Raw genomic sequence first — 24,286 nt, forward strand, 5'->3', positions numbered from 1 at the left:
GGACCTCCGGATTGCGGAGAGTTTCAAGCCGCGCGCGTCAGCACGTCAAGCAGGTGCTGCGCATCGCTGGAGCCGATGGAAAAAAGCCTGTGCGGCCAGTCGATGCGCATCCAGACCGATGTGTCGCGGTCGACCCGGCCGCCTGCATTCAGCACGAGGTCCGCACCCGGTGGGAAGTTGCTGATCACCTGCACCCGCCGTTCGGTCGCCATGGCATCGGTCGCAATGGCGAGACCGTGCGCTTTCGCAATGAACCTGACAAACGCATCGCTGCGCGGCCCGAGGCTGCGCAACCGCAGCTCGCCGGTGTAGCTCAGCACATGCATCTGCGGGTTCACCACTTTCCAGTCGGGCCCGATGTCGATGGCCAGGCCGACGACTTCGACGCCCGCATCGGCCTCGGCCACCACGGACATCGTTCCATCGGGCGCCGTGGACTTCTCGGTGAGCGAGAGGTCGAACGCCTGCAGGCTGCCGTTCATCCGCTTCGCCTTTTGCATCGGCAAGCGCTGTGCCTGGGCGCCCCTGCCCAGCGGCACGAGGGCGGTGCCCAGAAGCAGATGCCGTCGCAGCACCGTCATGCCGCCAGGCTGCCGGTCGGGCGCTCGGGAAACCAGCGCGGCAGGTGCGCCGTTGCGTCGTGCAGCGAGTTGAGCACGTGAAAGGCCCGCTCGACGATCGATGCAGGCGGATGCTTGAGGTCCGGCACGATCACGACACGCAGCCCCGCCGCCAGCGCGGCCTTGGCGCCGTTCTCGCTGTCCTCGAAGGCGATGCACTCCGCCGGGTCCACGCCCAGGCGCGAGGCCGCGAGCAGGTAGAGCGCCGGATCGGGCTTGGCGCGCGCCACCTCGTCACCGCCTGCAAAGGCATCGAAGTGATGGAGCACGTCGAGGCTGCCGAGGCAGGCCTGGATCTGCCCGCTGGTGGACGACGACGCCACGGCGCAACGCGTGCCGCGTTGGCGCAATGCGGTCAAGAACTCGGCCGCGCCGGGTTTGATGGGAAAGAGCGGCGTGCCATCCGAGCGCTCCAGCTGCAGCAGTTTGCGAACGTGCTCGATCGCGTGGCGGTAGGCATCGGGCCCGCCGAGCAGCGCGCCGAGGATCACCTCGGACTCCGAGGTGGCGAGGCCCACGACCTGCAGGTACTCGCTGTGCGAAAGCTCGATGTCGAGCGTGCGGGCCGCTTCGATCCAGGCGGCCATGATGGGCCGCTCCGAGTCGATGAGAAGCCCGTCCATGTCGAAGATGGCGGCGGAGAACATGGGCGAATCCTAAGGCAGCACACCGCAGAATCGGAAAAGAAAAAGGGGCCGGAAGGCCCCTTTTCAGCAACAGCTTTCGATGCGCTCAGTCGCGCACCAAGGCCCGGTTCAAGCCCAGCGCCGCCAGCGTGCCGGCCGCGCCCGAGAGCAGGTAGACGCTCACGTAAGCCAACCCGAAGTTCGCCGACAGCCCCAGCGCCACCAGCGGTGCGAACGCGGCGCCGATCAGCCAGGCCAAGTCGGCCGTGAGTGCCGCGCCGGTGTAGCGGTACTTGGGTTCGAAGTTCGAGGTCACGGCACCTGCCGCCTGACCGTAAGACAGGCCCAGCAGCACGAAGCCCAGCAGGATGAACACGTCCTGCCCGAGGCGGCCGCCGTCGAGCAGCGTGGGCGCAAAGCCGCTGAACACCGCGATCAGTGCGGCCAGGCCGCCCAAAGTGAAACGGCGTCCCACGCGGTCGGCGATCAGGCCCGAGGCCACGATGCCGCCGGCGCAGAACACCGCGCCAATCATCTGCACCACCAGGAATTCGGTGATCGACTGGTCCGAGTACAGCGTGATCCACGACAACGGGAACACGGTGATCAGATGGAACAGCGCATAGCTGGCCAGCGCGGCGAACGCACCGATCAGCAAGTTGGTGCCCTGCGAGCGGGTCAGCTCGACCACGCTGGTGGGCTGCAGCTCGCGCTCTTCGAGCAGGCGCGAATACTCTTCGGTCGCCACCAGCCGCAGGCGCGCGAACAGTGCCACCACGTTGATCGCGAAGGCCACGTAGAAGGTGTAGCGCCAGCCCCAGTCGAGGAAGTCCTTGATCGACAGGCTGGCGTAGAGAAACGCAAACAGCGCGCTGGCAATGAAGAAGCCGATGGGCGCGCCCAGCTGGCCCAGCATGGCGTACCAGCCGCGCTTATTGGGCGGTGCGTTCAGCGCCAGCAGCGACGGCAGGCCGTCCCACGAGCCGCCGAGCGCCAGGCCCTGGCAGAAACGGAACACCGACAGCAGCACGATCGCCGTGAACCCGATGCTGTCATAGCCCGGCAGGAAAGCGATGCCGGCCGTGGACGTGCCCAGCAGGAACAGTGCGATGGTCAGCTTGGTTTCGCGCCCGAATCGTCGCTGGATCGACATCGAGATGACAGTTCCGAACGGCCGTGCGATGAAGGCGAACGAGAAGACCACGAACGCGTAAAGGATTCCCTCCAGGCGCTGCTCGAACGGAAAGAAGATGTACGGAAACACCAGCACCGAGGCGATGCCGTAGACGAAGAAGTCGAAATATTCGGAGGCGCGGCCGATGATCACGCCGACCGCGATCTCGCCCGGGGCGATATGCGAGTGATCGGCGTCGCCACTCTGGCTCAGGCTGGCGCCGTTTCCGGACGTGTTCGGCACAGGCTGTGCGCCTTGCGGACTGATGCTGGACGTCGTCGTCATTGCGTTTTGTAATTCGGGTGTCACCGGCAGTGACAAAGGTAGACCATTGAACAGAGGCTCCAAGCGTCTCACCGAACGGGGATTCCCGCCATAGGACAAAACGTCCAATAGGCGGCGGGAACCTTTGGTCGTAGATTGTGGAGTCTTTGCGCAGCCCACGCACCTCTTTCTTTCTCTTCGGCATGCCCACCCTCCTATCCCTTCGCCGATGGCTCGTGTTGCTTCCCCTCGCCTTCCTGGCGGGCTGCAACACGGTGCTCATGAACCCCTCCGGCGACATCGCCAACCAGCAGGGCCGACTGATCGTCGTGTCCACCGTGCTGATGCTGATCATCATCATCCCGGTGATCGGACTGACCATCTTCTTCGCCTGGCGCTACCGCCAGTCGAACAAGGAGGCCACCTACAGCCCCGACTGGGACCACTCCACCCAGCTCGAACTCGCGATCTGGGCCGCGCCGCTGCTGATCATCATCGCGCTCGGCGCGATCACCTGGATCAGCACCCACACGCTCGACCCCTACCGGCCCCTGAGCCGCCTGGATGCCAAGCGCCAGATCTCGCCCGAGACCAAGCCGCTGGTGGTCGAAGTGGTGGCACTCGACTGGAAGTGGCTCTTCATCTACCCCGAGCAGGGCATCGCCACGGTGAATGAGTTGGCCGCGCCGGTGGACGTGCCGATCAGCTTCAAGATCACGGCCTCCTCGGTGATGAACTCCTTCTTCATTCCCGCGCTGGCCGGCCAGATCTACGCCATGCCGGGCATGGAAACCAAGCTGCACGCGGTGATCAACAAGCCGGGCGAGTTCGAAGGCTTCTCGGCCAACTACAGCGGCGCGGGCTTCTCGGGCATGCGCTTCAAGTTCCACGGCCTGAGCAGCGGCGACTTCGACCAGTGGGTTGCCAAGGTCAAGGCCGGCAAGGAAGGCGAGCTCACCCGCGAGGGCTACACGAAGCTCGAAGTGCCCAGCGAGCGCGAGCCCGTGCGCCACTACGCGACCGTCGACGCCGACCTGTACAACGCCATCCTCAACCGCTGCGTCGACCGCAACAAGATGTGCATGAGCCAGATGATGGCCATCGACGCCGACGGCGGCCTGGGCAAGCCCGGCGCCTTCAACGTCGCCACCATGCAGAGCTGGCAACCCGACACCCTCAACTCGCCCAAGCGTAAGTACGTCACGGCGATGTGCACCACCGAAGAATGACGATGCTCGCGAACCTTGACCTGACGAAGCTCGTCTTCGGCCGCCTCACCTGGGAGGCGATTCCCTTTCACGAGCCCATCCTGCTCGTGACCTTCATCGCCGTCGTGCTCGGCGGCATCGCCCTCCTGGGCGCCATCACCTACTTCAAGGTGTGGGGCGTGCTGTGGCGCGACTGGATCACCAGCATCGACCACAAGAAGATCGGCATCATGTACATCATCCTGGGCCTGGTGATGCTGCTGCGCGGCTTCTCCGACGCCATCATGATGCGGGCCCAGCAGGCCTTCGCCTTCGGCGACAACGCGGGCTTTTTGCCGCCGCACCACTACGACCAGGTCTTCACCGCCCACGGCGTGATCATGATCTTCTTCGTGGCGATGCCGCTGGTCACGGGCCTCATGAACTTCGTGGTGCCGCTGCAGATCGGCGCGCGCGACGTGGCCTTTCCGTTCCTGAACAACTTCAGCTTCTGGATGACCACCTTCGGCGCGGGCCTGGTGATGGCGTCGCTGTTCGTCGGCGAGTTCGCCAAGACCGGCTGGCTGGCCTACCCGCCGCTGTCGGGCATCCTGTTCAGTCCGGACGTGGGGGTGGACTACTACATATGGTCGTTGCAGATAGCGGGGGTAGGCACATTGCTATCCGGCGTGAACCTGCTGGCGACCATCGTGAAGATGCGCGCGCCCGGCATGACCATGATGAAGATGCCCGTCTTCACCTGGACCGCCCTCTGCACCAACGTGCTGATCGTCGCTGCCTTCCCGGTGCTGACCGCCGTGCTGGCCCTGCTGTCGCTCGACCGCTACGTCGGCACCAACTTCTTCACGAACGACCTGGGCGGCAACGCCATGATGTACGTGAACCTGATCTGGATCTGGGGCCACCCCGAGGTGTACATCCTGATCCTGCCGGCCTTCGGCATCTTCTCGGAAGTGGTCTCCACCTTCTCGGGCAAGCGCCTCTTCGGCTACGCCTCGATGGTGTACGCCACGGTCGTGATCACGATCCTCTCGTACCTCGTGTGGCTGCACCACTTCTTCACCATGGGCTCGGGCGCCAGCGTGAATTCATTCTTCGGCATCACGACGATGATCATCTCGATCCCGACGGGCGCGAAGATCTTCAACTGGCTCTTCACCATGTACCGCGGCCGCATCCGCTACGAGCTGCCGATGATGTGGACCATCGGCTTCATGATCACCTTCGTGATCGGCGGCATGACCGGCGTGCTGCTGGCGGTGCCGCCGGCCGACTTCGTGCTGCACAACAGCCTGTTCCTGATCGCCCACTTCCACAACGTGATCATCGGCGGCGTGCTGTTCGGCATGCTGGCGGGCATCACCTACTGGTACCCGAAGGCCTTCGGCTACAAGCTCGATCCGTTCTGGGGCAAGTGCTCGTTCTGGTTCTGGATCGTGGGCTTCTGGTTCGCCTTCATGCCGCTGTACATCCTGGGCCTGATGGGCGTCACCCGCCGCATGAGCCACTTCCAGGACATGTCGCTGCAGATCTGGTTCCAGATCGCCGCCTTCGGTGCTGTGCTGATCGCGCTGGGCATCGCTTCGTTCATCATCCAGCTGGTGGTGAGCTACATCCGCCGCGAATCGCTGCGCGACACCACGGGCGATCCGTGGAATGGCCGCACGCTCGAATGGTCGACCTCCTCGCCGCCGCCGGCCTACAACTTCGCGTTCACGCCGCGCATCCATGACAACGATGCCTGGACCGACATGAAGCGCCGCGGCTACGAGCGTCCGCTCGAGGGCTTCACTCCGATCCATATGCCCAAGAACACCAGCGCCGGCTTCATCATCGCAGCCCTGGCAGCGCTCTGCGGCTTCGCACTGATCTGGCAGATGTGGCTCGTGGCGGGCGTCGGCTTCGTCGCCATGCTGGTCGCCGTGATCACGCACACCTTCAACTACAAGCGCGACTACTACATCCCCGCGGAAGACGTCGTTCGCACCGAGGGCGAGCGCACGCGCCTCTTGGGAGTCTCGGGAGCCGCCCATGTCTGATACCACCGCTCTCCACCCCCCGGGGTCTTCGCACCCCCATAGCGACCAGACGGGCAAGCCGCCCGTGTTCGAGCTGTTCCACGTCGGCAACGACCACCACCCCGAAAACGGCACGCTGCTGGGCTTCTGGCTCTACCTGATGAGCGACTGCCTCATCTTCGCGTGCCTGTTCGCGGTGTACGGCGTGCTGGGCCGCAACTACGCGGCCGGCCCCTCGGGCGCTGACCTGTTCGACCTGCCGCTGGTGGCGATCAACACCTCGCTGCTCTTGCTGTCGTCGATCACCTACGGCTTCGCGATGCTCGAGATGCAGAAGAAGCGCATGGGCGGCGTGCTCGTGTGGCTGGCCATCACGGGCCTCCTTGGCGCGGGCTTCATCGGCCTGGAACTCTACGAATTCGCGCACCTGCTGCACGAAGGCGCGGGCCCGCAGCGCAGCGCGTTCCTGTCGTCGTTCTTCGCACTGGTCGGCACCCACGGCCTGCACGTGAGCTTCGGCATCATCTGGCTCATCGTGCTGATGATCCAGTTGCCCAAGCACGGCTTCACCGCCGCGAACCGCCGCCGCCTGATGTGCCTGTCGATGTTCTGGCACTTTCTGGACGTGGTCTGGATCGGCGTCTTCACTTTCGTCTACCTGATGGGATCGATGGCATGAGCGCAGCAATAAGGCTCGCCCCCAGGCTGCGCGCACTTCGTGTCGCTTCTCCTACCCCCTACCGGGGGCAACACCAGTGGCCCGGCAAAGCCGGTTCCACGGTGTTCCTCGACAAGACCATTGCCGACGTATCACACAACGAGGTTGTTCAATGAGCGCCCACATCGACACCGCCGCGCACGGTCATGACACGCACGACGACCATCACGACGATGGCCCCGTGAGCCACAGCACCTTCAAGGGCTACATGACCGGCTTCGTGCTGGCCGTGATCCTCACCGCGATTCCGTTCTGGCTCGTCATGGGCAAGGCCTTCGCCAGCACGAACACCACGTCGCTCATCATCCTGGGCTTCGCCGCGGTGCAGATCGTGGTCCACATGATCTATTTCCTGCACATGGACGCCAAGTCCGAGAGCGGCTGGAACATGCTGGCACTGATCTTCACGATCGTGCTCGTCGTCATCACGCTGGCCGGATCGCTCTGGGTCATGTATCACATGAACACGAACATGATGCCGATGTCGGTGCACGACATGAAGAACATGCCTTGACGCCTCCCGCGCCAGACCACCTCAGCCACAACAACAAACCGGCCAGCCGACCGCGCTCCGCGGCTGCCCGGATGGCACTGGCGGTCTGCGCGGTGCTGGCCTTTGCCGGCTTCTTCGCGCTCGGTACCTGGCAAGTCGAGCGCCGAGCCTGGAAGCTCGATCTCATCGCCCGCGTCGACCAGCGCGTGCATGCCCCGGCCGCCGAGCCCCCCGCGCGCGCCGACTGGCCGCGAGTGAACGCGGCCAATGACGAATACCGCCACCTGCACGTCACCGGCACCTTCCTGCACGACAAGGAAACGCTGACCCAGGCCAGCACCCGGCTCGGCGCCGGCTTCTGGGTGCTCACGCCATTGCAGGCAGCCGACGGCACGGTGATTCTGGTCAATCGAGGCTTCGTGCCGCCCGAAGCCCGCGAACGCGCGAGCCGCGCGACCACCGAGGCGAAGGGCGAGGTCACGATCGCCGGCCTCTTGCGCATCACCGAACCCAAGGGCGGGTTCCTCCGCAAGAACGACCCGGCCGCAGACCGCTGGTTCTCGCGCGACGTGCAGGCCATCGGCGCGGCACGCGGGCTGAATGAGGTGGCGCCCTATTTCGTCGATGCCGAGGCCGATCCGTCGCTCTCGCCCCAAGCGGCCGACATGGCCGACTACCCCGTGCGCGGCCTCACGGTCATCGCCTTTCCCAACAGCCACCTCGTCTACGCCCTCACCTGGTACGGGCTGGCGCTGATGGTGCTGGGCGCCGCCTGGTTCGTCTGGCGCGACGGGCGCAAGCGCGCCGGGCGGGCTCCCGGCGGCAGCAGCGAAAATGCGCCCCATGCCGACCCCAGCCCTCGCCCCGATGCGCACCGCGACTGAAGCGGTCGCGGGCGAACTGCCCGCTCCCCGCGCAGGCGTCGCGAGCCTGGACAACGCCACCGGCCACAAGAACATGCAGCAGCTGATCCAGCTGCGCTGGTTCGCGGTGGTCGGGCAGGTGGCCACCATCCTGATGGTCCACTACGGCTTCGGCATCCGGCTGCCGCTGGACAACATGCTGCAGGTGCTCACCTGCCTGGCGCTCTTCAACATGGTGAGCCTGCTGCGCTCGCGCACCCATCGCCGGGTGACCAACGGCGAGCTGTTCCTCGCGCTGCTGGTCGACGTGGCCACGCTCACGGCCCAGCTCTACCTGAGCGGCGGCGCGACCAACCCGTTCGTCTTTCTCTACCTGCTGCAGGTGATCCTGGGCGCGGTGCTGCTGAAGGCCTGGTCGACCTGGACCATCGTGGTCATCACCAGCCTGTGCTTCGCGGGCCTGGCGCTGTTCTCGCGCCCGCTCGCGCTGCCACTGGACCACAACCGGGGCCTCTGGAGCCCCTACATCCAGGGCATGCTGGTGTGCTTCGCGCTCAATGCGGCGCTGCTGGTGATCTTCATCACCCGCATCAACGGCAACCTGCGCGCACGCGATGCGCGGCTGGCCGACCTGCGCCAGCGCGCCTCGGAAGAAGAACACATCGTGCGCATGGGCCTGCTCGCCTCGGGCGCCGCGCACGAACTGGGCACGCCGCTCGCCACGCTGGCGGTGATCCTGGGCGACTGGCGCCGGCTGCCGCACTTCAGCTCCGACCCCGAACTCCTGACCGAAGTGGCCGAGATGGAACTGCAGATCCAGCGCTGCAAGAGCATCGTGAGCGGCATCCTTTTGTCGGCCGGCGAGGCGCGCGGCGAGTCGTCCGAAGAAACCACGGTGAGCACCTTCCTCGATGACCTCGTGGAGGAATGGCGCACCACGCGCCCGGTGGAAGAGTTCGACTACGACAACCGCTTCGGGCAGGACCTGCCCATGGTCTCCGACTCGGCCCTCAAGCAGATGATCTGCAACGTGCTCGACAACGCGCTGGAGGCATCGCCGCACTGGCTGCGCCTGGAAGCGGCGCACGATGCCGACAACCTCACGATCACCGTCACCGACGCGGGCCCGGGGTTCCTCCCGGCAATCCTCAAGGAGTTCGGCAAGCCCTACCAGACAAGCAAGGGCCGCCCGGGGGGCGGGCTCGGGCTGTTCCTGGTCGCCAACGTGGCGCGCACCCTGGGCGGCCGCGTCGCGGCGCGCAACCGGCCCGAGGGCGGCGCGATCGTGACCGTCACGCTGCCGCTCGCGGCCGTCGTGCTGGAAGACGACGAAGCGGTCGCGCCGGCCGATCCCATCGCCAACGCAAAGCCATGACGCAAGCAACCGCCGAAGCCCAACGCCAGTTGCTGATCGTCGAAGACGACGGCGCCTTCGCGCGCACGCTCAGCCGCTCCTTCGAGCGCCGCGGCTATGCGGTGATGCATGCGAGCAATGCCGAGGAGGTCGAAGCGCTGCTGGAGACCCGCTCACCGGAGCAATCGCCCGGCTACGCGGTGGTCGACCTGAAGCTCAACGGCGAAGCCTCGGGCCTGGCCTGCGTGCAGATGCTGCACCGGCACAACCCGAAGACGCTGATCGTGGTGCTCACCGGCTTCGCCAGCATCGCCACCGCGGTGGAGGCCATCAAGCTGGGCGCCTGCCACTACCTGGCCAAGCCCTCGAACACCGACGACATCGAGGCCGCCTTCGGCCGCGCGAACGGCACCACCGAGGTGGAACTGACCAACCGCTCGACCTCGATCAAGACCCTGGAGTGGGAGCGCATCCACGAGATGCTGGCCGAGACTGGCTTCAACATCTCCGAGACCGCGCGACGTCTTGGCATGCATCGGCGCACATTGGCACGCAAACTCGGCAAACAGCAGGTCAAGTAACATGATCTGCCGGTTTCGCGAATTCATGCGGAACCAAAACCGATTCTCGAGGTTCTGTTCCTGATGACGAATAGCCCACCCATGCAGCTGCAGCCCCTCCCCGCCGAGCCGAAGAAGCCGGCGCCCGCGGTCCGCGACCAGACCGGGATGGAGGAGCTCTTCAACGCCCTGAGCCACGGCCTCGGCCTGGTGCTGGCGATCGCCTCGCTGCCGATCCTGATCTACAGCGCCGCCCAGAAGGGCCAGGCCGCGAGCGTGGTCGGCGTCTCGCTCTTCGCGGGCACGGCCATCGTGCTGTACCTGATCTCCACGCTGTACCACGCGCTGCCGATCGGCCGCGCCAAGGCCTGGTTCAACCGGCTGGACCACGCGGCCATCTATCTCTTCATCGCGGGCAGCTACATGCCCTTCCTGTTCGGCGTGCTGCGCGGGCCGTGGGGCTGGACGCTTTTCGGCGCGATCTGCGCCGCGGCCGCGCTGGGCGTGGGCGCCAAGCTGTTCAACCGGCTGCAGCATCCGCTGTGGTCGACGGGGCTCTATGTGGCGATGGGGTGGATGGCGCTGATGGCGGCAGTGCCGCTGTATGAGCGCATGTCACCGGCGGGGCTGGGTTGGCTCGTGGCCGGCGGGCTCTTCTATACCGCTGGTGCTGTCGTCTTCCTGTTCGACAACAAGATCCGCTTTGCCCATTCGGTGTGGCATCTGTTCGTGCTGGCCGGCAGCACCTGCCACTTCTTCGCCGTGCTCTGGCACTCGCACGGCTGAGCTTTCTCTTTCAATAGTGCGGCGGTAGCTCGTCGCGGAGATTGCGCGCCGCGCCGTCCTGCCCCGCGTTCTGGCTCTGTTGCCGCAGGTGCGCCACCTGCTGGATCAGGCTGTCGATCTGCTGCTGTTGGCGGTAGATCGTCATGTTCAGCTGCTCCAGCAGGTCGTCGGCGTAGCTCGACTTGATTTCGAGTTCGGTCAGACGCTCGGTCACGTCGTTCGGTAGGTGTTCCATGCCGCTATTGGACAGGAAGACCTACCGGTTCTTCGTGACGCTTCAGCGCTTGATCTTCGCTTCGAGCAGGTCCCCCATGCCGATGCGATGCGCGAACTCGATGCGCACGCGCTCCGACACCTCGAACACTTCCTTGGCGCCATCGCCCACGAAGTCGATCACCGAGCGCATCGGACGCTGGCCGGCCGGCAAGTTCACGATGCGCACGATCTCGTCGGCCACGGCCTGCGGATCGGCATCGTCGGGCATCAGCGCCGAGAGGCTCTGGCCGATCCGGTCCATCACGCCGTCGTAGCGGCCGTAGGCAGCCGTGGTGGCGGCGTCGGCCGGCTTGCCGGCGCTCGGGAAATGGTCGGTGCCCTTGGTGAAGGCGCCGGGCACCATGATCGAGGTCTCGATGCCGAAGCGCGCGATCTCGTAGGCCAGCGTGACGGCCAGCGAATCCATCGCCGCCTTGGCCGCGCCGTAGGGGCCCATGAACGGCGGGAAGCCGCCCTTGGTGGTCGTGCTGCTGATCCACAGCATGAGCCCGGACTCTTGCTTCCGAAGGTACGGCAGCACCGCGCGGTTCACGCGCTGGGCGCCGAGCACGTTGGTGTCGAACACCTTGACGATTTCCTCGGGCGTGAAGGCCTCGGTCGGGCCGACCACGAGGTGGCCGGCGTTCTGCATCACCACGTCGATGTGGCCCTGCTCGCGAACGATGGTGGCTGCGGCCGCATCGGCCGACGCCTGCGAGAGCACGTCGAGTTCGAGCGGGTGCAGCTGCAGGCCCTTGGCCGCGGCGTAGCTGCGCATCTCGGCAGCACGGCCACTGTTGCGGCCCGCGACGTCGCGCATCGACGCGTAGACGACATGGCCTGCCTCGGCCAGGGATTGGGCAGTGAGCTTGCCGATACCGGTGCCTGCGCCGGTGACCAGGATGATTTGCTTTTGCATGATGTTTCTCCGAAAGGTTGAGTTGGGTTGGGTTGAACAGGTGAATGAAGGAAGGATGGGATTCAGGCGACGCCACCGTTGGCGCGCAGGATCTGGCCGTTGACCCAGCCCGCATCGGGACCGGCGAGGAAGGCCACCACCGAGGCAATGTCCTCCGGCTGGCCCAGGCGCTGCAACGGTGGCATCTTGGCGAAGGCCTGGATCTGTTCCTCGGTCTTGCCGTCGAGGAAGAGCGAGGTCGCGATCGGGCCCGGTGCCACGGCGTTCACCGTGACGTTGCGGCCGCGCAGTTCCTTGGCGAACACGTGCGTGAAGGCCTCGACCGCCGCCTTGGTGGCGTTGTAGATCGCGTAGCCGGGCATGTTCAACGCGAGCGTGGTGCTAGAGAAGTTGACGATGCGGCCGCCCGCGTTCAAGCGCGTGGCGGCTTCGCGCAGCGTGTTGAAGGTGCCGCGCACGTTGATGTCGAAGGTCTGGTCGTAGAGCGCGTCGGTGTGGTCGGCCAGCGGCACGGTCTTGAGCACGCCGGCGTTGTTCACCAGCACGTCGACCTTGCCGAGTTGCGCTTCGACGGTGTCGAACATGGCGCGCACTTCGTCGGCGCTGGCCACGTCGGCCTTGACCGCGATGGCCTTGCCGCCGGCCGCCGTGAGTTCGGCGACCAGCGCGTCGGCCTGCGCCGAGCCCGAGGCGTAGTTGACGGCGACGGCGAAGCCGTCCTTCGAGAGACGCTGCGCAACGGCGGCGCCGATGCCGCGCGATGCGCCGGTGACGATGGCGACTTGGAGGTTGCGGGTGGTCATGGTGCGATTCCTTTGCAGTGGTTGGTTGGTGAGACGAATGATCGATCGTTCCAACCAAAAGATAATCACCTGCCAATCGTCAATACAATTCCATTTACTTAAACAATAGACTGCAAGACGCCCCATGGACCGCTTCCAGGAAATGCAGGCCTTCGTGCGCATCGCCGAGCGCCAGAGCTTCACGCAGGCCTCCGAAGACCTGCAGATCCCGCGCGCCACCGTCACCACGCTCATCAAGCGCATGGAAGAGCGCATCGGCACGCGCCTCTTGGAGCGCACCACCCGCACCGTGCGCCTCACGCAGGACGGCGAGGCCTACTACCGCCGCTGCGTGCGCCTCCTGGCCGACATGGAAGAGGCCGAGGGATCGTTTCGCAACGAGGCGCCCAAGGGCCTGCTGCGCGTGAACCTGCAGGGCACGCTCGCGCGGCACTTCGTGGTGCCGGCGCTGCCCGGCTTTCTGGCGCGCTGCCCCGAGCTGCAACTGCACATCGGCGAGGACGACCGGCTGGTCGACCTCGTGCGCGAAGGTGTCGACTGCGTGCTGCGCGCGGGCACGCTGCAGGACTCGTCGATGGTCGGGCGCCGCGTCGCGCTGCTGCCGCAGGTGACGGTCGCGAGCCCCGACTACCTCACGAAGTACGGCGAGCCGGAGAGCATGGAAGCGCTGGCTTCGCACCGCGCGGTCAACTACATCTCCAGCGGCACGGGCAAGGTAGTGCCGCTCGAATTCACGGTCGATGGACGGCTGACGACCGTGGACCTGCCGGCGACCGTCTCGGTGACCGGCACCGATCTCTACACGGGCTCATCGGTTGCGGGGCTCGGGCTCGTGCAGGTGCCGCGCTACCGCGTGGCGGCCGAGTTGGCGGACGGCCGGCTGAAGGTGCTGATGCCCGATTTCGCGCCGCCGCCGATGCCCGTGTCGGTGCTGTACTCGCAGAACCGCCAGCTGTCGTCGCGCGTGCGTGTGTTCACGCAGTGGCTACGGGACATCTTCGAGGCGGCCGAGGCCTGACCCCTGCCTTGCTCCCTCCCCTTCCGGGGGAGGGTTGGGGTGGGGGCCAGCGGCGCATCAAGCACCAGCAGCCTTGCGAAGGCCGCGTGCCCCCATCCCAGCCTTCCCCCGGAAGGGGAAGGAGCAAGACGCGCATTCAGCAGGCTGATGATTCCAACGCCACCGCACCCGCCTCGGCGTGCGTCTCGCCGCGCAGGAACACGAACACCACCAGCGCCGTCAACACAGTCACCCCAGCCAGCACGCACAGCAGCGTGCCGAACGCCGCGCCATACGCATGCAGCAGCGCCGCGCGGTCCACGCCCGGCAGCTGCGCGAGCGCCTGCGACAGGTCACCCGTCGTCACCCGCTGCGCCGCTTGCGATGTCGCACCGGGATGCGCCGGCAATCGCGCCAGTTGCAGCGCGACCAGCGCCGTCAACCCCGCTCCCACCAGCGCGAGCGCGATGCCCTCTCCCGCCACCCGCACCGTGTTGAAGATGCCCGACGCCATGCCCGCGCGCTCGCGCGGCACCACGCTTACCGCGAGCCCGTCCATCAGGCCCCACGGCAGGCCGATGCCCGCGCCGATCAAGAGCAGCGGCCACACGATCGCGTGCAGCGGCGTGCCCGGCGCGCAGTAGCTGAGCCAGAGCAACCCCGCCGCGCACACCAGCAGCCCCACGGCCGAGATCACGCCCGCCGAGAACCGATGTGCGAGCGAAGCCGCCAGCGTCGGCACCACGAGGATCGGCCCCGAGAGCGCGAACATGAACACGCCCGCCTCCATCGCACTGCGCCCTTCCAGCCCGATGAAGCGGATCGGCAGCAACACCAGCAGCACGACAAAACCATAGGCCGGCGCTGCGGCCAGCAACTGCACGCCGACGAAGCGCGGAAAGCGGAACAGCGACAGGTCGAGCATCGGATGCGCCACGCGCCGCTCGATGGCGATGAAGGCCGCGCCCGTCAGCGCCGCGCCGGCCAGCGCGCCGATCACCCACGGGCTGCCCCAGCCGCTGTCGGGCGCCTGCAGCACGCCGAGCGTGAGCAGCGTCAGCGCGGCGGTGAAGGTGACCGTGCCGGGTACATCGAGCCCCATGGCGTGCGGGTTGCTCGACTCGCGCATGCTCGGCGAGGCGATGCACAGCGCCACGAGGCTGATCGCGCCCGGACTCAGCATCACAGATTGCCAGCCGAAGCTCTCGGCAAGCCAGCCCGAGAGGATCGAGCCGCACGACAGCCCCACGCCGAACGAGGTGCCGATGAAGCTGAACGCCCGCGTGCGCGCCGCGCCGTCGAACACCTGCGCCAACGCCGCCGTGCCGGATGCGAACGCGGCCGCCGAGCCCAGCCCCTGCAGGGCGCGCGCGAGATCGAAGGCGACGATGCCGGGCGCGAGCGTCAGCAACGAACTGCTGAGCGCGACCACCGCGAGCCCCATGAGGAAGACGCGCTTGCGGCCGTAGGCATCGGCCAGCGCGCCCGCCGCCATCAGCGTCGCACCGAAGCTCAGCATGAAGGCGTTGGTCACCCAGTTGAGTTGCACCGGGCTGCCGCCCAGCGCATCGCGGATCGCGGGCAACACCACCGCCGGGCCGGTGAAGCTCAATGGCATGCCCAAAGCCGCCAAGCAGACGGCGGCCAGCAGCCAGTTCTTGTTGTCGGAAGGCGATGACATCGAGGGCTTTCACGCAGAAGGGAGGAAGGAGCCACAGAAGATAGAAAGGAATCAATGGAATGAAAATGGCGCCATTGATCCACACACTCCCAACCCAAGGTTGTTAATCCATGGACAGCTTCAGCGGACTCGAATCCTTCGTGCGGGCGGCCGACCTGTTGAGCTTTGCCAAGGCAGGGCGGTTGCTGGGCATCTCGGCCTCGGCCGTGGGCAAGAACGTCGCGCGGCTCGAACAGCAGTTGGGCCTCAGGCTCTTCAACCGCACCACGCGGCACGTGCGGCTGACCGAGGAAGGCGCGATGTTCCACGAGCGCTGCCGGCGCATCCTCGACGAGCTCGACGATGCGCGGGCGATGATGCAGGACGCGGTCGCAGCCCCCAGAGGGCGCCTCCGCGTGAGTCTGCCGACCATCGGCTATCGCTTCCTCTTGCCGATCCTGCCGGCCTTCAAGGCGCGCTTTCCCGAGATCGAACTCGACCTCGATTTCAACGACCGCCTGGTCGACGTGATCGCCGAGGGCGTGGACGTGGCGATCCGCAGCGGCGAACTCGGCGACTCGCAACTCGTGGCGCGCCGGCTCGGTCCGTTCAACTTCGTGCTCGTCGCCTCGCCCGCCTACCTGGCAGAACACGGCGTGCCGCAGGTGCCGGCCGACCTCGCCCGGCACAGTTGCCTGCGCTACAAGTTCGTGACCGGCGGAAAGATCGAGGACTGGGACCTGCCGGGCCTGCCCGCGCAGCTGCCGCCCGGCCTGTTGTGCAACAACATGGAAGCCATGCTCGGCGCGGCCGTGGCCGGCCTCGGCGTGGCCTACATGCCCGACTTCCTCGCGCGCGATTCGCTCTGCCGCGGCGAACTGCAGCGCGTGCTCGAGACGCACCTCGTGCGCCAGGGGCAGTTCTCGGCGCTGTGGTCGTCGAGCCGGCAGTTGTCGCCGAAGGTCAGGGCGTTCGTGGACTTTGCGGGGGAGCACATGTTCAAGGAAGACGGCGCAGCCATGCGGCCAACCAAGACTGAATTCAGACCATAATCAGTTCGATCGATAACCACAGGGTGAGCGCAATGAATTTCTCCACGCAGGTCAAGCCCATCAGCTATCTCAAGAGCCATGCCGCGGACATCGTGAAGACCCTCTCGGACACCCGCGAGCCCATGGTCATTACCCAGAACGGCGAGGCCAAGCTCGTGGTGATGGATGTCCGCTCCTACGAAGAACACGAAGCGACCCTCGCGCTCCTGAAAGTCCTGGCGCTCGGCAATCGCGAAATCGAGCAGGGCCAATTCAGGTCTGCGGACGACGTGTTCGCCGAGTTGGACAAAGAAGACGCCCCATGAAGGTTGTGTTCCTGCGTTCCGCCGAGGCCGACCTGAAGGACCTGAGGCGCTACCTCATCAAGAACTTCGGCACGGACATCTGGGCGGCGAGCTACGAAAAGATCAAGCAATCCGTCGCAATGATCGAAGCGCATCCCCAGGCAGGCCGGATTCCGGAGGAACTGGAAAACCTGAACGCGGCCCAGTACCGGCAAGTCATCTCAGGCATGAACCGCATCATTTACGAGGTGCGAGTGGATGTCGCTTACATCCACATCGTCTGCGACACGCGAAGAGATCTGAAGGGTCTGCTCATGCGGCGCATGGTTGGCGCCGTTTGAGATCGAGCGTCTCCGCTGCCTGAGGGGTACGACGTGGCTTACGCCACGTACGCCAGCTGACTCTCCGCCTGCTCGCTGACGGTTCCGGATGATGCCTCGACGGGGACAGCACTCCCCATCCGGCTCAGCGCAATCGCCGCCTGCAACGGATAGAGCGTCCGCGCATCCCCCTCCGCCTTGTTGCTCACCGTCGTCCCCGAGGCCTCGCTCATGCTCGCCGTGCGCACCGCGTCCAGCCGGTGCGTGGGCACCATGAACGGCGAGTGCGTCGTGTAGACGATCTGGTTGCCGAAGTCCTGCTCGAAGTGCGCGAGCAGGTCGGCCTGCGAATGCGCATGCAGGTGCAGGCCGGGCTCGTCCAGCAGCAGGATCGCATCGCCCGCGCCCCGCGTGTCCGCAAAGAACGTGATGTAGAACGAGAAGAACCACTGGAAGCCGCGGCTGCGCTCGTCGAGGTTCACTTCGACCTCGTAGGCGCCGTTCGGGTCGGACACCAGCGTGTCCATGTACGGCCCGTCGAGGTTGAAGCGGACCTTGAGCTCGCGGTCTTTCCACACGCGGCGGATCTCGGACGTGACGACCGAGCCGGCGCGGTTCACGAGTTGGTTGCGCGTGGCCTGGTCGTTCTTCTCCAGCAGCTCCTGCAGCTGCTGCGGATCGAGGCCCGCGACCTTGCAGAGCTTCTCGAAGCTGCGCTGCTCGGGCGTCGCCTGGCCCCAGCCCTTGCGAACGAGGTAGTCGGCAATGTTCTGGCGGCCGGGCAGCGCGGGGTATTCGTCCACGTAGACGAAGCGCGGCAGTTTTTCGAGCACCCATTGCTTCGCCTTCGCGAGCGCGGGCGTGTCGTTGGCGATCGCGTGGGCCATGTCCTCGAGTTCGACCAGCATCTGCTCCTGCTTGTCGCTGAGCTCGGCATCCGCGACGGCCATCGCCTTGCGCAAGGCCTGCAGCGCCCTCACCGCGCCTTCCGACCACCGGATGTAGTCGGGGCTCGGGATCATCGCGGCGTCGAATGCATCGGCCTCCTGCTCCAGCGTGGCGCGGGCGGCTTCGGCGACCTTCTCGGCCGCGGCCTTGACGGCGGGCACGATCTTGCGGACCTTGCCTTTGATGTCCGACACATCGAGCGAGAGTTCGCCGAGGCCTTCGAAGCCGGTCCAGCGCGTCGCGGCGTAGCCCCGGCCGGCGGTGACGTGGCGCACGTCCGATGCGCGCGGAAGGATCGCCTTGAGTTCGGCGCGCTCGTTGTCGTCGAGCGCCCAGCGCGTCGCGACGACGGGCGTGTCGCCTTGGCATTCTTCGAGGCGGCGGTGCCGCGGAAAGTCCTTGATCGGGCTGAGTTCGGCCAGGCCTTCGGCCGGGTTCAGGCTGTGGAGCGCGCGCAGCAGGTTCGATTTGCCGCTGTCATTTCGACCGAGGATCGCCGTGATCTGTGTGGAGTCGATGGGGCCGCTGTCGTTGATCGAGCGAAAGTTGGTGATCTGGAATGACGCCAAGCGCATGAAAGGGAGTTCTCTTCGAATGAATGATTGCAGGGTCGGGGAATGTATTGCATTCCCGGCCCTCCTCTTCCCGCGAAAAGAAAAATTACCCGGCCGCGCCGCCGGCCCAGCCCCTCAGATTTTTTGCAGCGCCTGCTGCAAGTCAGCGCGCAGGTCTTCCAGGTCTTCGACGCCCACCGACAACCTGACGAGCCCGTCGCCGATGCCGAGCCGGGTACGGGTTTCGACCGGAATGGTGGCGTGGGTCATGATGGCCGGGTGCTCGATCAGGCTCTCGACGCCGCCAAGGCTCTCGGCCAGCGCAAATATCTGCACCGCCTCGAGAAAACGCCGCGCGCCGGCGAGGTCGGTGCGCAGGTCGATCGAGATCATGCCGCCGAAGCCGTTCATCTGGCGCCTGGCCCGCTCATGCTGCGGATGCGAGGCCAGGCCCGGGTAGTGCACGCGCGCGACCTGCGGCTGGCTTTCCAGCCATTGCGCGAGCGCAAGCGCGCTGCTGCAATGCCGCTCCATGCGCAACGCCAGGGTCTTCACCCCGCGCAGCGTGAGGAAGCTGTCGAAGGGGCTCGCGATGGCGCCCACCGAGTTCTGCAGAAAACCCAGCTGCTCCCGCAGCGGCGCGTGCCGCGCTTCGCGGCCGACGATGGCCACGCCGCCGATCACGTCCGAATGACCGTTGAGGTATTTGGTGGTCGAGTGCACGACCACATCGAAACCGAGGTCCAGCGGGCGCTGGACCCAGGGGCTCGCAAAGGTGTTGTCGGCCACGCAGAGAATGCCGCGCTCGCGGCAGATGTCGGCGATGGCGCGCAGGTCGGCCAGGCGCAAGAGCGGATTGGTCGGCGTCTCGACCCACACCATGCGCGTGTCGGGCTGCAGTGCGGCCAGCAGCCTGGCCGGATCGGTCAGGTCGACGAAGCTGAAGCGGTGGCCGGCACTGCGTGTGCGCACCCGCTCGAACAGACGGAAGGTGCCGCCGTAGACGTCGTCGCCGGAGACGATGTGCGAGTTGGCGTCCAGCAATTCGAGCGTGGTCGAGATGGCGGCCAGTCCGGAAGCGAAGGCGAAGGCCGCGGAGCCGTTTTCGAGATCGGCCACGCAGCGCTCCAGCGCCCAGCGCGTCGGGTTGTGCGAGCGGCCGTAGTCCAGGCCCTTGTGCACGCCGGGGCTCTGCTGCACGTAGGTCGAGGTCGCGTAGATGGGCGGCATGATCGCGCCCGTCGTCGGGTCGGGCGACTGGCCGGCGTGGATCACGCGGGTGGCGAAACCGGCCCGGCGAGTGTCGGAAGTGTCTTGGCTCATTTCAGGCTCCTGCGCAGGTGATTCAAAAGGTCGACACGGGTGATGAGGCCATGAAAGCCGGCCTCGTCGGCAATCATCGCCACCAGGCCGCGGTCGAGCACGGCTTCGAGTTCGCCCAGGCTGGCGTCCGGCGGCAGCGTCTCGGGCACGTCGGTCATGGCGCTGCGCACCTCCGTGTGAAAGCGGTCGGCATCCGCATGCACGCCCAGAAGCAGGTCGGACTCGTCGATCACGCCGACCAGCCGTCCGTCTTCAAGCACCGGCAATTGCGACACGTCGGCCAGCCGCATGCGCTGGAAGGCCGTGAGCAGCGTGTCCCCGGGGCCGACGCTGATCACGCTGCCGTCCTCGAAGCGGCGCGAGACCACATCGCGCAGATCGCCGAAGCGCTGGCGCGCGAGCAGCCCCTGGTCGAGCATCCACTGGTCGTTGTAGACCTTCGAGAGATAGCGCGTCCCGGTATCGCAGACGAAGCTCAGGACACGCAGCGGCTTCGTCTGCTCGCGGCAGAAGCGCAGCGCCGCGGCCAGCAGCGTGCCGGTGGAAGATCCGCCCAGGATGGCCTCGGCGCGCAGCAGTTCGCGCGCGGCACCGAAGCTCTCCTCGTCGCTGATTGAATAGGCCTTCTTCACGCCCGAGAGGTCGGCAATGGACGGAATGAAATCCTCCCCGATGCCTTCGACGGCCCATGCGCCCGCCTCGCCGATGGTGCCGCTGCGCGTGTACTCCGCGACCACCGAGCCCGCGGGATCGGCCAGCACGAAGAAAAGCGCCGGCTGCACCGTGCGGAAGTAGCGCGTGAGGCCGGTGATGGTGCCGCCGGAGCCGACGCCCGCCACGATGGCATCGAGATCGTGGCCGCACTGCTGCCAGATCTCGGGGCCGGTGCTCGACGCATGCGCGAGCGGGTTGTCGGGGTTGTTGAACTGGTCGGCGAAGAAGGCGCCAGGAATCTCCTTCGCGAGCCTTGCCGCGTAGTCCTGGTAGTAGGCGGGGTGGCCCTTGCCCACGTCGGAGCGCGTGATGTGGACTTCGGCGCCGAGTGCCTTCAGGTGCAGCACCTTCTCGGTCGACATCTTGTCGGGCACCACCAGCACCACGCGGTAGCCCTTGGCGCGCGCCACCAGCGCCAGGCCCAGCCCGGTGTTGCCGGCCGTGGCCTCGACCACCGTGCCGCCGGGGCCAAGGCGCCCGTCGCGCTCGGCCGACTCGATCATCGCGAGGCCGACGCGGTCCTTGATGGAGCCGCCGGGGTTCTGCGATTCGAGCTTGAGGAACAGGGTGCACAGGCCCGTATCCAGCCGCGTGACCTGGACCAGCGGCGTATTGCCGATCAGGTCCAGCACCGCGGGTCGCGTCTCGGTCGTCATCGCCATGTCAGCTCCTGTTGGTGCCAGCCTTCCGCACGATCGCGATTCAGCTTTACTCCGCCGCGCGCCTCAGCGTTTCGACCACCGGCCGGCGCAGCACATCACGCAAGCCCCACCATCCCGCCGCCAGCGCGAGCACCGCGCCGGCCAGCGCGCCCGCGACGGGCACGAGCGGCGATGCGGTCCAGGTGAACTCGAACACATAGCGCGCGAGCCCCCAGCCGATCACCGAGGCCACGATGCTCGCGAGAAAGCCCGCGAGCAGACCGACGCCGATCAGCTCGGCGCGCTGCACCTGCCGCAACAGGCTCGCGCGCGCGCCGACCGCACGCATCACCGCGAACTCGCGCGCGCGCTCTTCGCGCGTGGCCGTCACCGCGGCGAACAGCACCACCAGCCCCGCCGCGAGCGTGAAGCCGAACAGAAATTCGACCGCGCGGATCACCTGGTCGAGCACGCGCTGCACCTGGTTGATGGTCGCGCTCATGTCCACGTTGGTCACGTTGGGGTAGGTGCGCACCAGCGCGTTGTCGAAGCCGCGCGTCTCGGGCGCGCGGAAGGCGCCCATGTAGGTGACCGGCACGTCGGGCAGCGAGGCCACCGTGTACATCACGAAGAAGTTGGCGTGCATCGAGCCCCAGTCGACCTTGCGCAGCGACGTGATGCGCGCGTCGTTCTGCATGCCACCGATGTCGAAGCGCAGCGTGTCGCCGAGCTTGAGGCCCAGCGTGTCGGCCAGGCCTTCTTCGACGCTCACCTCACCCGCGGTGCCGGGCTTCCATGCGCCCGCAGTGATGCTGTTGTGCGCAGGCGCCTCCATGGCGTTGCTGAGGTTGAACTCGCGGTCCACCAGGCGCTTGGCGCGGTCTTCGATGTAGTCGTCGGGGGTCACCGGCTTGTCGTTGACCGCGATAAGGCGGCCGCGAATCATCGGGTACCAGTCGAACTTGCCCACGCCCGCATCGCGCAGCGACTTCTGGAAGGCATCGCTCTGGTCCGGCATCACGTTGATGACGAAGCGGTTCGGCGCATCGGGTGGCGTGGCCTTGCGCCAGCTGGCGACGAGGTCGGTGCGCAGCAGCACGAGCAGCACCAGCGCCAGCAGGCCGACTGCGAGCGCGCTGACCTGCACCACGGCATAGGCGGGCCGCGCCGAGATCTGTCGCGTGGCCAGCACCAGCCAGCGCGGTGCGGTGGTTTCGTTGACGCTGCGGCGCAGCACCTTCACCGCGAGCCAGCTCAAGAGCGCGAACACAGCCACCGCACCCGCGAAGCCGCCGACCGCGATGAGGCCGAGCGTGATGTCGCTGCTCGCCGCCATCAGCAGCGCAGCAAAGCCCGCCACGCCGATACCGAGCACCGCCAGCGATGCGGGCTTGAGCCCGCCCACGTCGCGCCGGATCACGCGCAGCGGCGGCACGCGCGCGAGCTGCAGCACCGGCGGCAGGCCGAAGGCGAACAGCAGCGTGAGCCCCATGCCGAGGCCGAAGGCCACCGGCCACAGCGTGGCGGCGGGCAGCGCGGTCTCGACCAACCCGGCCAGCAGCAGCACGAACACGTAGTGCACCGCGAAGCCGATGGCCACGCCGATGCTGCTCGCCACGACGCCGATCACCGCGAACTCGAAGGCATAGGCCATCGCGATGGTGCGCTGGCTCTGGCCGAGCACGCGCAGCATTGCGCAGTCGTCCAGGTGGCTGGCCGCGAAGCCGCGCGCGGCCAGCGCCACGGCCACGGCCGACAGCAGCGCCGCGAGCAGCGCGACCAGACTCAGGAATTTCTCGGCACGTTCGAGCGTCTGGCGCATTTCGGGCCGGCCGCCTTCGAAGGAGTCGAGCCGCACGCCGCGCAGCTCGCCCTTCTTGATGCTGGCCTCGGCCCAGTCGGTGAAGCGCTTGACCGCCGCATCGCTGCCCGCCACCGCATAGCGATAGCCCACGCGGCTGGCTGGCTGCACGAGCCCGGTGCGCGCCACGTCGGCCTGGTTGAGCATCACGCGCGGCGAAAAGCTCATGAAGCCGGCGCCGCGGTCGGGCTCCAGCGTGATGACGCGGCCCACGCGCAGGCTGGTGTCGCCCAGCAGCAGCGGGTCGCCGATCTTGAGACCCAGCGAATCGAGCAGCGAGGCATCGACCCACACCTCGCCGGCCGGCGGGATGTCGCGCGTGACCGTGCCCGGCCCCGTGAAGGTGGTCGAGGTCTGCAGGCTGCCGCGCAGCGGATACCCCGCGGTCACGGCCTTCAACGCCACGAGCTTGCTCGCGCCGCCCTGCACATCGTCGGCCCGTGCCATGGTGGGAAAACCGTAGGTGCTGGTGCCTTCGAGGCCCAGCGATTTCGCCTGTGCCACGAAGGCATCGGGCGTCGGGTTGTCGCTCACGATCACCGCATCGCCGCCCAACAGTTGCCGCGCATCGCGCTTCAATCCGCCCTGCAGCCGGTCGGCGAAGAAGCCGACCGCCGTGAGTGCGGCCACGGCCAGCAGCACGGCAACGATCAAGAGGCGCAGCTCGCCGGCGCGCAGGTCGCGCCAGAGGGTGCGCCAGCCAAGGCGGAGGGAGTCGGTCATGGCGCGAACGATAGCCGACGCCTAAGGCCACAGGCGGATTCAAGGGTTATTGCGCCCTCGCAGCCCTTGATCGCGGCGGCATGCTGTCGCATGATGCGAAAAAAGCATCCAGTTACCGCATCGGGGCTGCCCCGCCGGTGACAACGGAAGCCACCAAAACAGCCGGACCGCCTTCCCCCACAAGGAGTGTCGATGTCACGATGTCAGCGCTTGCAAACCGTCGGCCTTTGCCTGGCCCTTGGTTTGCTGTTGACTGCCTGCGATCCCAAGCCGACGACGTCGGCAGCGGGCGCAGCCTCTTCGTCTGGTGCCAGCCCCAGTGCCGTCAAGCCCGCCGACTCCGGTGACAAGGTCGATCCCACCTCCGCCCACAAAGGCCCGTCCGAAGGCGGCGCAGCCGTCGGCGGCATGAGCGGCCAGGGCGGCGCCCCGACTGGCGGCACGCCTGCGCCGAGCGGTGGCGATGGCACGGCACCCAAATAGAGCAGCCGGCCCATTTCTCTTTTCCACGCAAAACAGAAGAAGACCACGATGAAACAACCCACTTC

The 24,286-nt window shown here is 66.7% G+C and carries 24 protein-coding genes; 13 read left to right on the plus strand and 11 right to left on the minus strand.

Annotation, left to right across the window (positions count from 1 at the left end; all coding sequences use genetic code 11):
* Positions 1-23 precede the first annotated feature (23 nt).
* The 3 genes from NU688_RS15545 to NU688_RS15555 form a co-directional block, all read right to left on the minus strand.
* On the minus strand, positions 24-581 hold the full coding sequence (locus tag NU688_RS15545; RefSeq protein WP_257861592.1) for a hypothetical protein: 558 nt from the start codon (positions 579-581) through the stop codon (positions 24-26).
* Positions 578-1,267: an HAD family phosphatase gene (locus tag NU688_RS15550; RefSeq protein WP_257861593.1), complete on the minus strand. Its 690-nt coding sequence runs from the start codon at positions 1,265-1,267 to the stop codon at positions 578-580. Before NU688_RS15550 ends, NU688_RS15545 begins: the two co-directional genes overlap by 4 nt.
* An 85-nt stretch (positions 1,268-1,352) precedes the next feature.
* Entirely contained in the window at positions 1,353-2,705 is a 1,353-nt protein-coding gene (locus NU688_RS15555) for an MFS transporter (RefSeq protein WP_257861594.1), read from the minus strand.
* A gap of 182 nt (positions 2,706-2,887) precedes the next feature.
* Between NU688_RS15555 and cyoA the strand changes: the two genes are divergently transcribed.
* From cyoA to NU688_RS15595, 8 genes are all read left to right on the plus strand, one after another.
* On the plus strand, positions 2,888-3,913 hold the full coding sequence (gene cyoA / locus NU688_RS15560; RefSeq protein ID WP_257861595.1) for a ubiquinol oxidase subunit II: 1,026 nt from the start codon (positions 2,888-2,890) through the stop codon (positions 3,911-3,913).
* Positions 3,910-5,931 carry a cytochrome o ubiquinol oxidase subunit I gene (cyoB, locus tag NU688_RS15565; protein WP_374684654.1) on the plus strand — a complete coding sequence of 674 codons (2,022 nt, stop codon included), beginning with the start codon at positions 3,910-3,912 and terminating at the stop codon, positions 5,929-5,931. Before cyoA ends, cyoB begins: the two co-directional genes overlap by 4 nt.
* Entirely contained in the window at positions 5,924-6,589 is a 666-nt protein-coding gene (gene cyoC, locus NU688_RS15570; RefSeq protein WP_257861597.1) for a cytochrome o ubiquinol oxidase subunit III, read from the plus strand. The genes cyoB and cyoC overlap by 8 nt, the downstream gene beginning before the upstream one ends.
* A gap of 151 nt (positions 6,590-6,740) precedes the next feature.
* Positions 6,741-7,142, plus strand: coding sequence for a cytochrome o ubiquinol oxidase subunit IV (gene cyoD / locus NU688_RS15575; RefSeq protein WP_257861598.1), 402 nt, complete (start codon positions 6,741-6,743; stop codon positions 7,140-7,142).
* On the plus strand, positions 7,139-8,005 hold the full coding sequence (locus tag NU688_RS15580; protein WP_374684655.1) for an SURF1 family protein: 867 nt from the start codon (positions 7,139-7,141) through the stop codon (positions 8,003-8,005). Before cyoD ends, NU688_RS15580 begins: the two co-directional genes overlap by 4 nt.
* The gene (locus tag NU688_RS15585) at positions 7,989-9,359 is read left to right on the plus strand and encodes an ATP-binding protein (protein ID WP_257861601.1); all 1,371 of its coding nucleotides are present in this window, start codon (positions 7,989-7,991) and stop codon (positions 9,357-9,359) included. The genes NU688_RS15580 and NU688_RS15585 overlap by 17 nt, the downstream gene beginning before the upstream one ends.
* Positions 9,356-9,919: a response regulator transcription factor gene (locus tag NU688_RS15590; RefSeq protein ID WP_257861602.1), complete on the plus strand. Its 564-nt coding sequence runs from the start codon at positions 9,356-9,358 to the stop codon at positions 9,917-9,919. Before NU688_RS15585 ends, NU688_RS15590 begins: the two co-directional genes overlap by 4 nt.
* An 81-nt stretch (positions 9,920-10,000) precedes the next feature.
* Positions 10,001-10,684, plus strand: coding sequence for a hemolysin III family protein (locus tag NU688_RS15595; protein WP_257861603.1), 684 nt, complete (start codon positions 10,001-10,003; stop codon positions 10,682-10,684).
* Positions 10,685-10,694: 10 nt separating this feature from the next.
* Here the strand turns inward: NU688_RS15595 and NU688_RS15600 are convergent, their stop codons facing one another.
* The 3 genes from NU688_RS15600 to NU688_RS15610 form a co-directional block, all read right to left on the minus strand.
* Positions 10,695-10,919, minus strand: a complete 225-nt coding sequence (locus NU688_RS15600) for a SlyX family protein (protein ID WP_206175084.1) — start codon at positions 10,917-10,919, stop codon at positions 10,695-10,697.
* Between the two features lie 42 nt (positions 10,920-10,961).
* On the minus strand, positions 10,962-11,858 hold the full coding sequence (locus NU688_RS15605; protein WP_257861606.1) for an SDR family NAD(P)-dependent oxidoreductase: 897 nt from the start codon (positions 11,856-11,858) through the stop codon (positions 10,962-10,964).
* Between the two features lie 62 nt (positions 11,859-11,920).
* The gene (locus NU688_RS15610; RefSeq protein WP_257861607.1) at positions 11,921-12,661 is read right to left on the minus strand and encodes an SDR family oxidoreductase; all 741 of its coding nucleotides are present in this window, start codon (positions 12,659-12,661) and stop codon (positions 11,921-11,923) included.
* 124 nt (positions 12,662-12,785) lie between these two features.
* On the opposite strand from NU688_RS15610, the gene NU688_RS15615 reads away from it, so the two are divergent.
* Positions 12,786-13,679 carry a LysR family transcriptional regulator gene (locus tag NU688_RS15615; protein WP_257861608.1) on the plus strand — a complete coding sequence of 298 codons (894 nt, stop codon included), beginning with the start codon at positions 12,786-12,788 and terminating at the stop codon, positions 13,677-13,679.
* A gap of 136 nt (positions 13,680-13,815) precedes the next feature.
* Here the strand turns inward: NU688_RS15615 and NU688_RS15620 are convergent, their stop codons facing one another.
* A complete protein-coding gene (locus tag NU688_RS15620; RefSeq protein WP_257861609.1) occupies positions 13,816-15,339 on the minus strand; it encodes an MFS transporter in 1,524 nt (507 codons plus the stop codon).
* A gap of 110 nt (positions 15,340-15,449) precedes the next feature.
* Between NU688_RS15620 and NU688_RS15625 the strand changes: the two genes are divergently transcribed.
* From NU688_RS15625 to NU688_RS15635, 3 genes are read left to right on the plus strand one after another with little or no spacing between them, the layout of a single operon-like run.
* Complete coding sequence (locus NU688_RS15625) at positions 15,450-16,370, plus strand: LysR family transcriptional regulator (RefSeq protein ID WP_257861610.1); 921 nt, start codon at positions 15,450-15,452, stop codon at positions 16,368-16,370.
* A gap of 32 nt (positions 16,371-16,402) precedes the next feature.
* Complete coding sequence (locus NU688_RS15630) at positions 16,403-16,675, plus strand: type II toxin-antitoxin system Phd/YefM family antitoxin (RefSeq protein WP_257861612.1); 273 nt, start codon at positions 16,403-16,405, stop codon at positions 16,673-16,675.
* Complete coding sequence (locus NU688_RS15635; RefSeq protein WP_257861613.1) at positions 16,672-16,995, plus strand: type II toxin-antitoxin system RelE/ParE family toxin; 324 nt, start codon at positions 16,672-16,674, stop codon at positions 16,993-16,995. Before NU688_RS15630 ends, NU688_RS15635 begins: the two co-directional genes overlap by 4 nt.
* Positions 16,996-17,033: 38 nt before the next feature.
* Here NU688_RS15635 and NU688_RS15640 read toward each other — a convergent pair whose 3' ends face one another.
* The 4 genes from NU688_RS15640 to NU688_RS15655 form a co-directional block, all read right to left on the minus strand.
* Complete coding sequence (locus NU688_RS15640) at positions 17,034-18,497, minus strand: ATP-binding protein (protein WP_257861614.1); 1,464 nt, start codon at positions 18,495-18,497, stop codon at positions 17,034-17,036.
* A 114-nt stretch (positions 18,498-18,611) separates the two neighbouring features.
* The gene (locus NU688_RS15645; protein ID WP_257861615.1) at positions 18,612-19,799 is read right to left on the minus strand and encodes a PLP-dependent aspartate aminotransferase family protein; all 1,188 of its coding nucleotides are present in this window, start codon (positions 19,797-19,799) and stop codon (positions 18,612-18,614) included.
* Positions 19,796-21,169: a cystathionine beta-synthase gene (locus NU688_RS15650; RefSeq protein WP_257861866.1), complete on the minus strand. Its 1,374-nt coding sequence runs from the start codon at positions 21,167-21,169 to the stop codon at positions 19,796-19,798. The genes NU688_RS15645 and NU688_RS15650 overlap by 4 nt, the downstream gene beginning before the upstream one ends.
* Before the next feature lie 52 nt (positions 21,170-21,221).
* Positions 21,222-23,738, minus strand: a complete 2,517-nt coding sequence (locus NU688_RS15655) for an ABC transporter permease (RefSeq protein ID WP_257861616.1) — start codon at positions 23,736-23,738, stop codon at positions 21,222-21,224.
* Positions 23,739-23,948: 210 nt separating this feature from the next.
* On the opposite strand from NU688_RS15655, the gene NU688_RS15660 reads away from it, so the two are divergent.
* The gene (locus NU688_RS15660; RefSeq protein WP_257861617.1) at positions 23,949-24,221 is read left to right on the plus strand and encodes a hypothetical protein; all 273 of its coding nucleotides are present in this window, start codon (positions 23,949-23,951) and stop codon (positions 24,219-24,221) included.
* Positions 24,222-24,286 lie beyond the last annotated feature (65 nt).

Source organism: Variovorax sp. ZS18.2.2, assembly GCF_024701975.1.
Lineage (GTDB): Bacteria > Pseudomonadota > Gammaproteobacteria > Burkholderiales > Burkholderiaceae_C > Variovorax.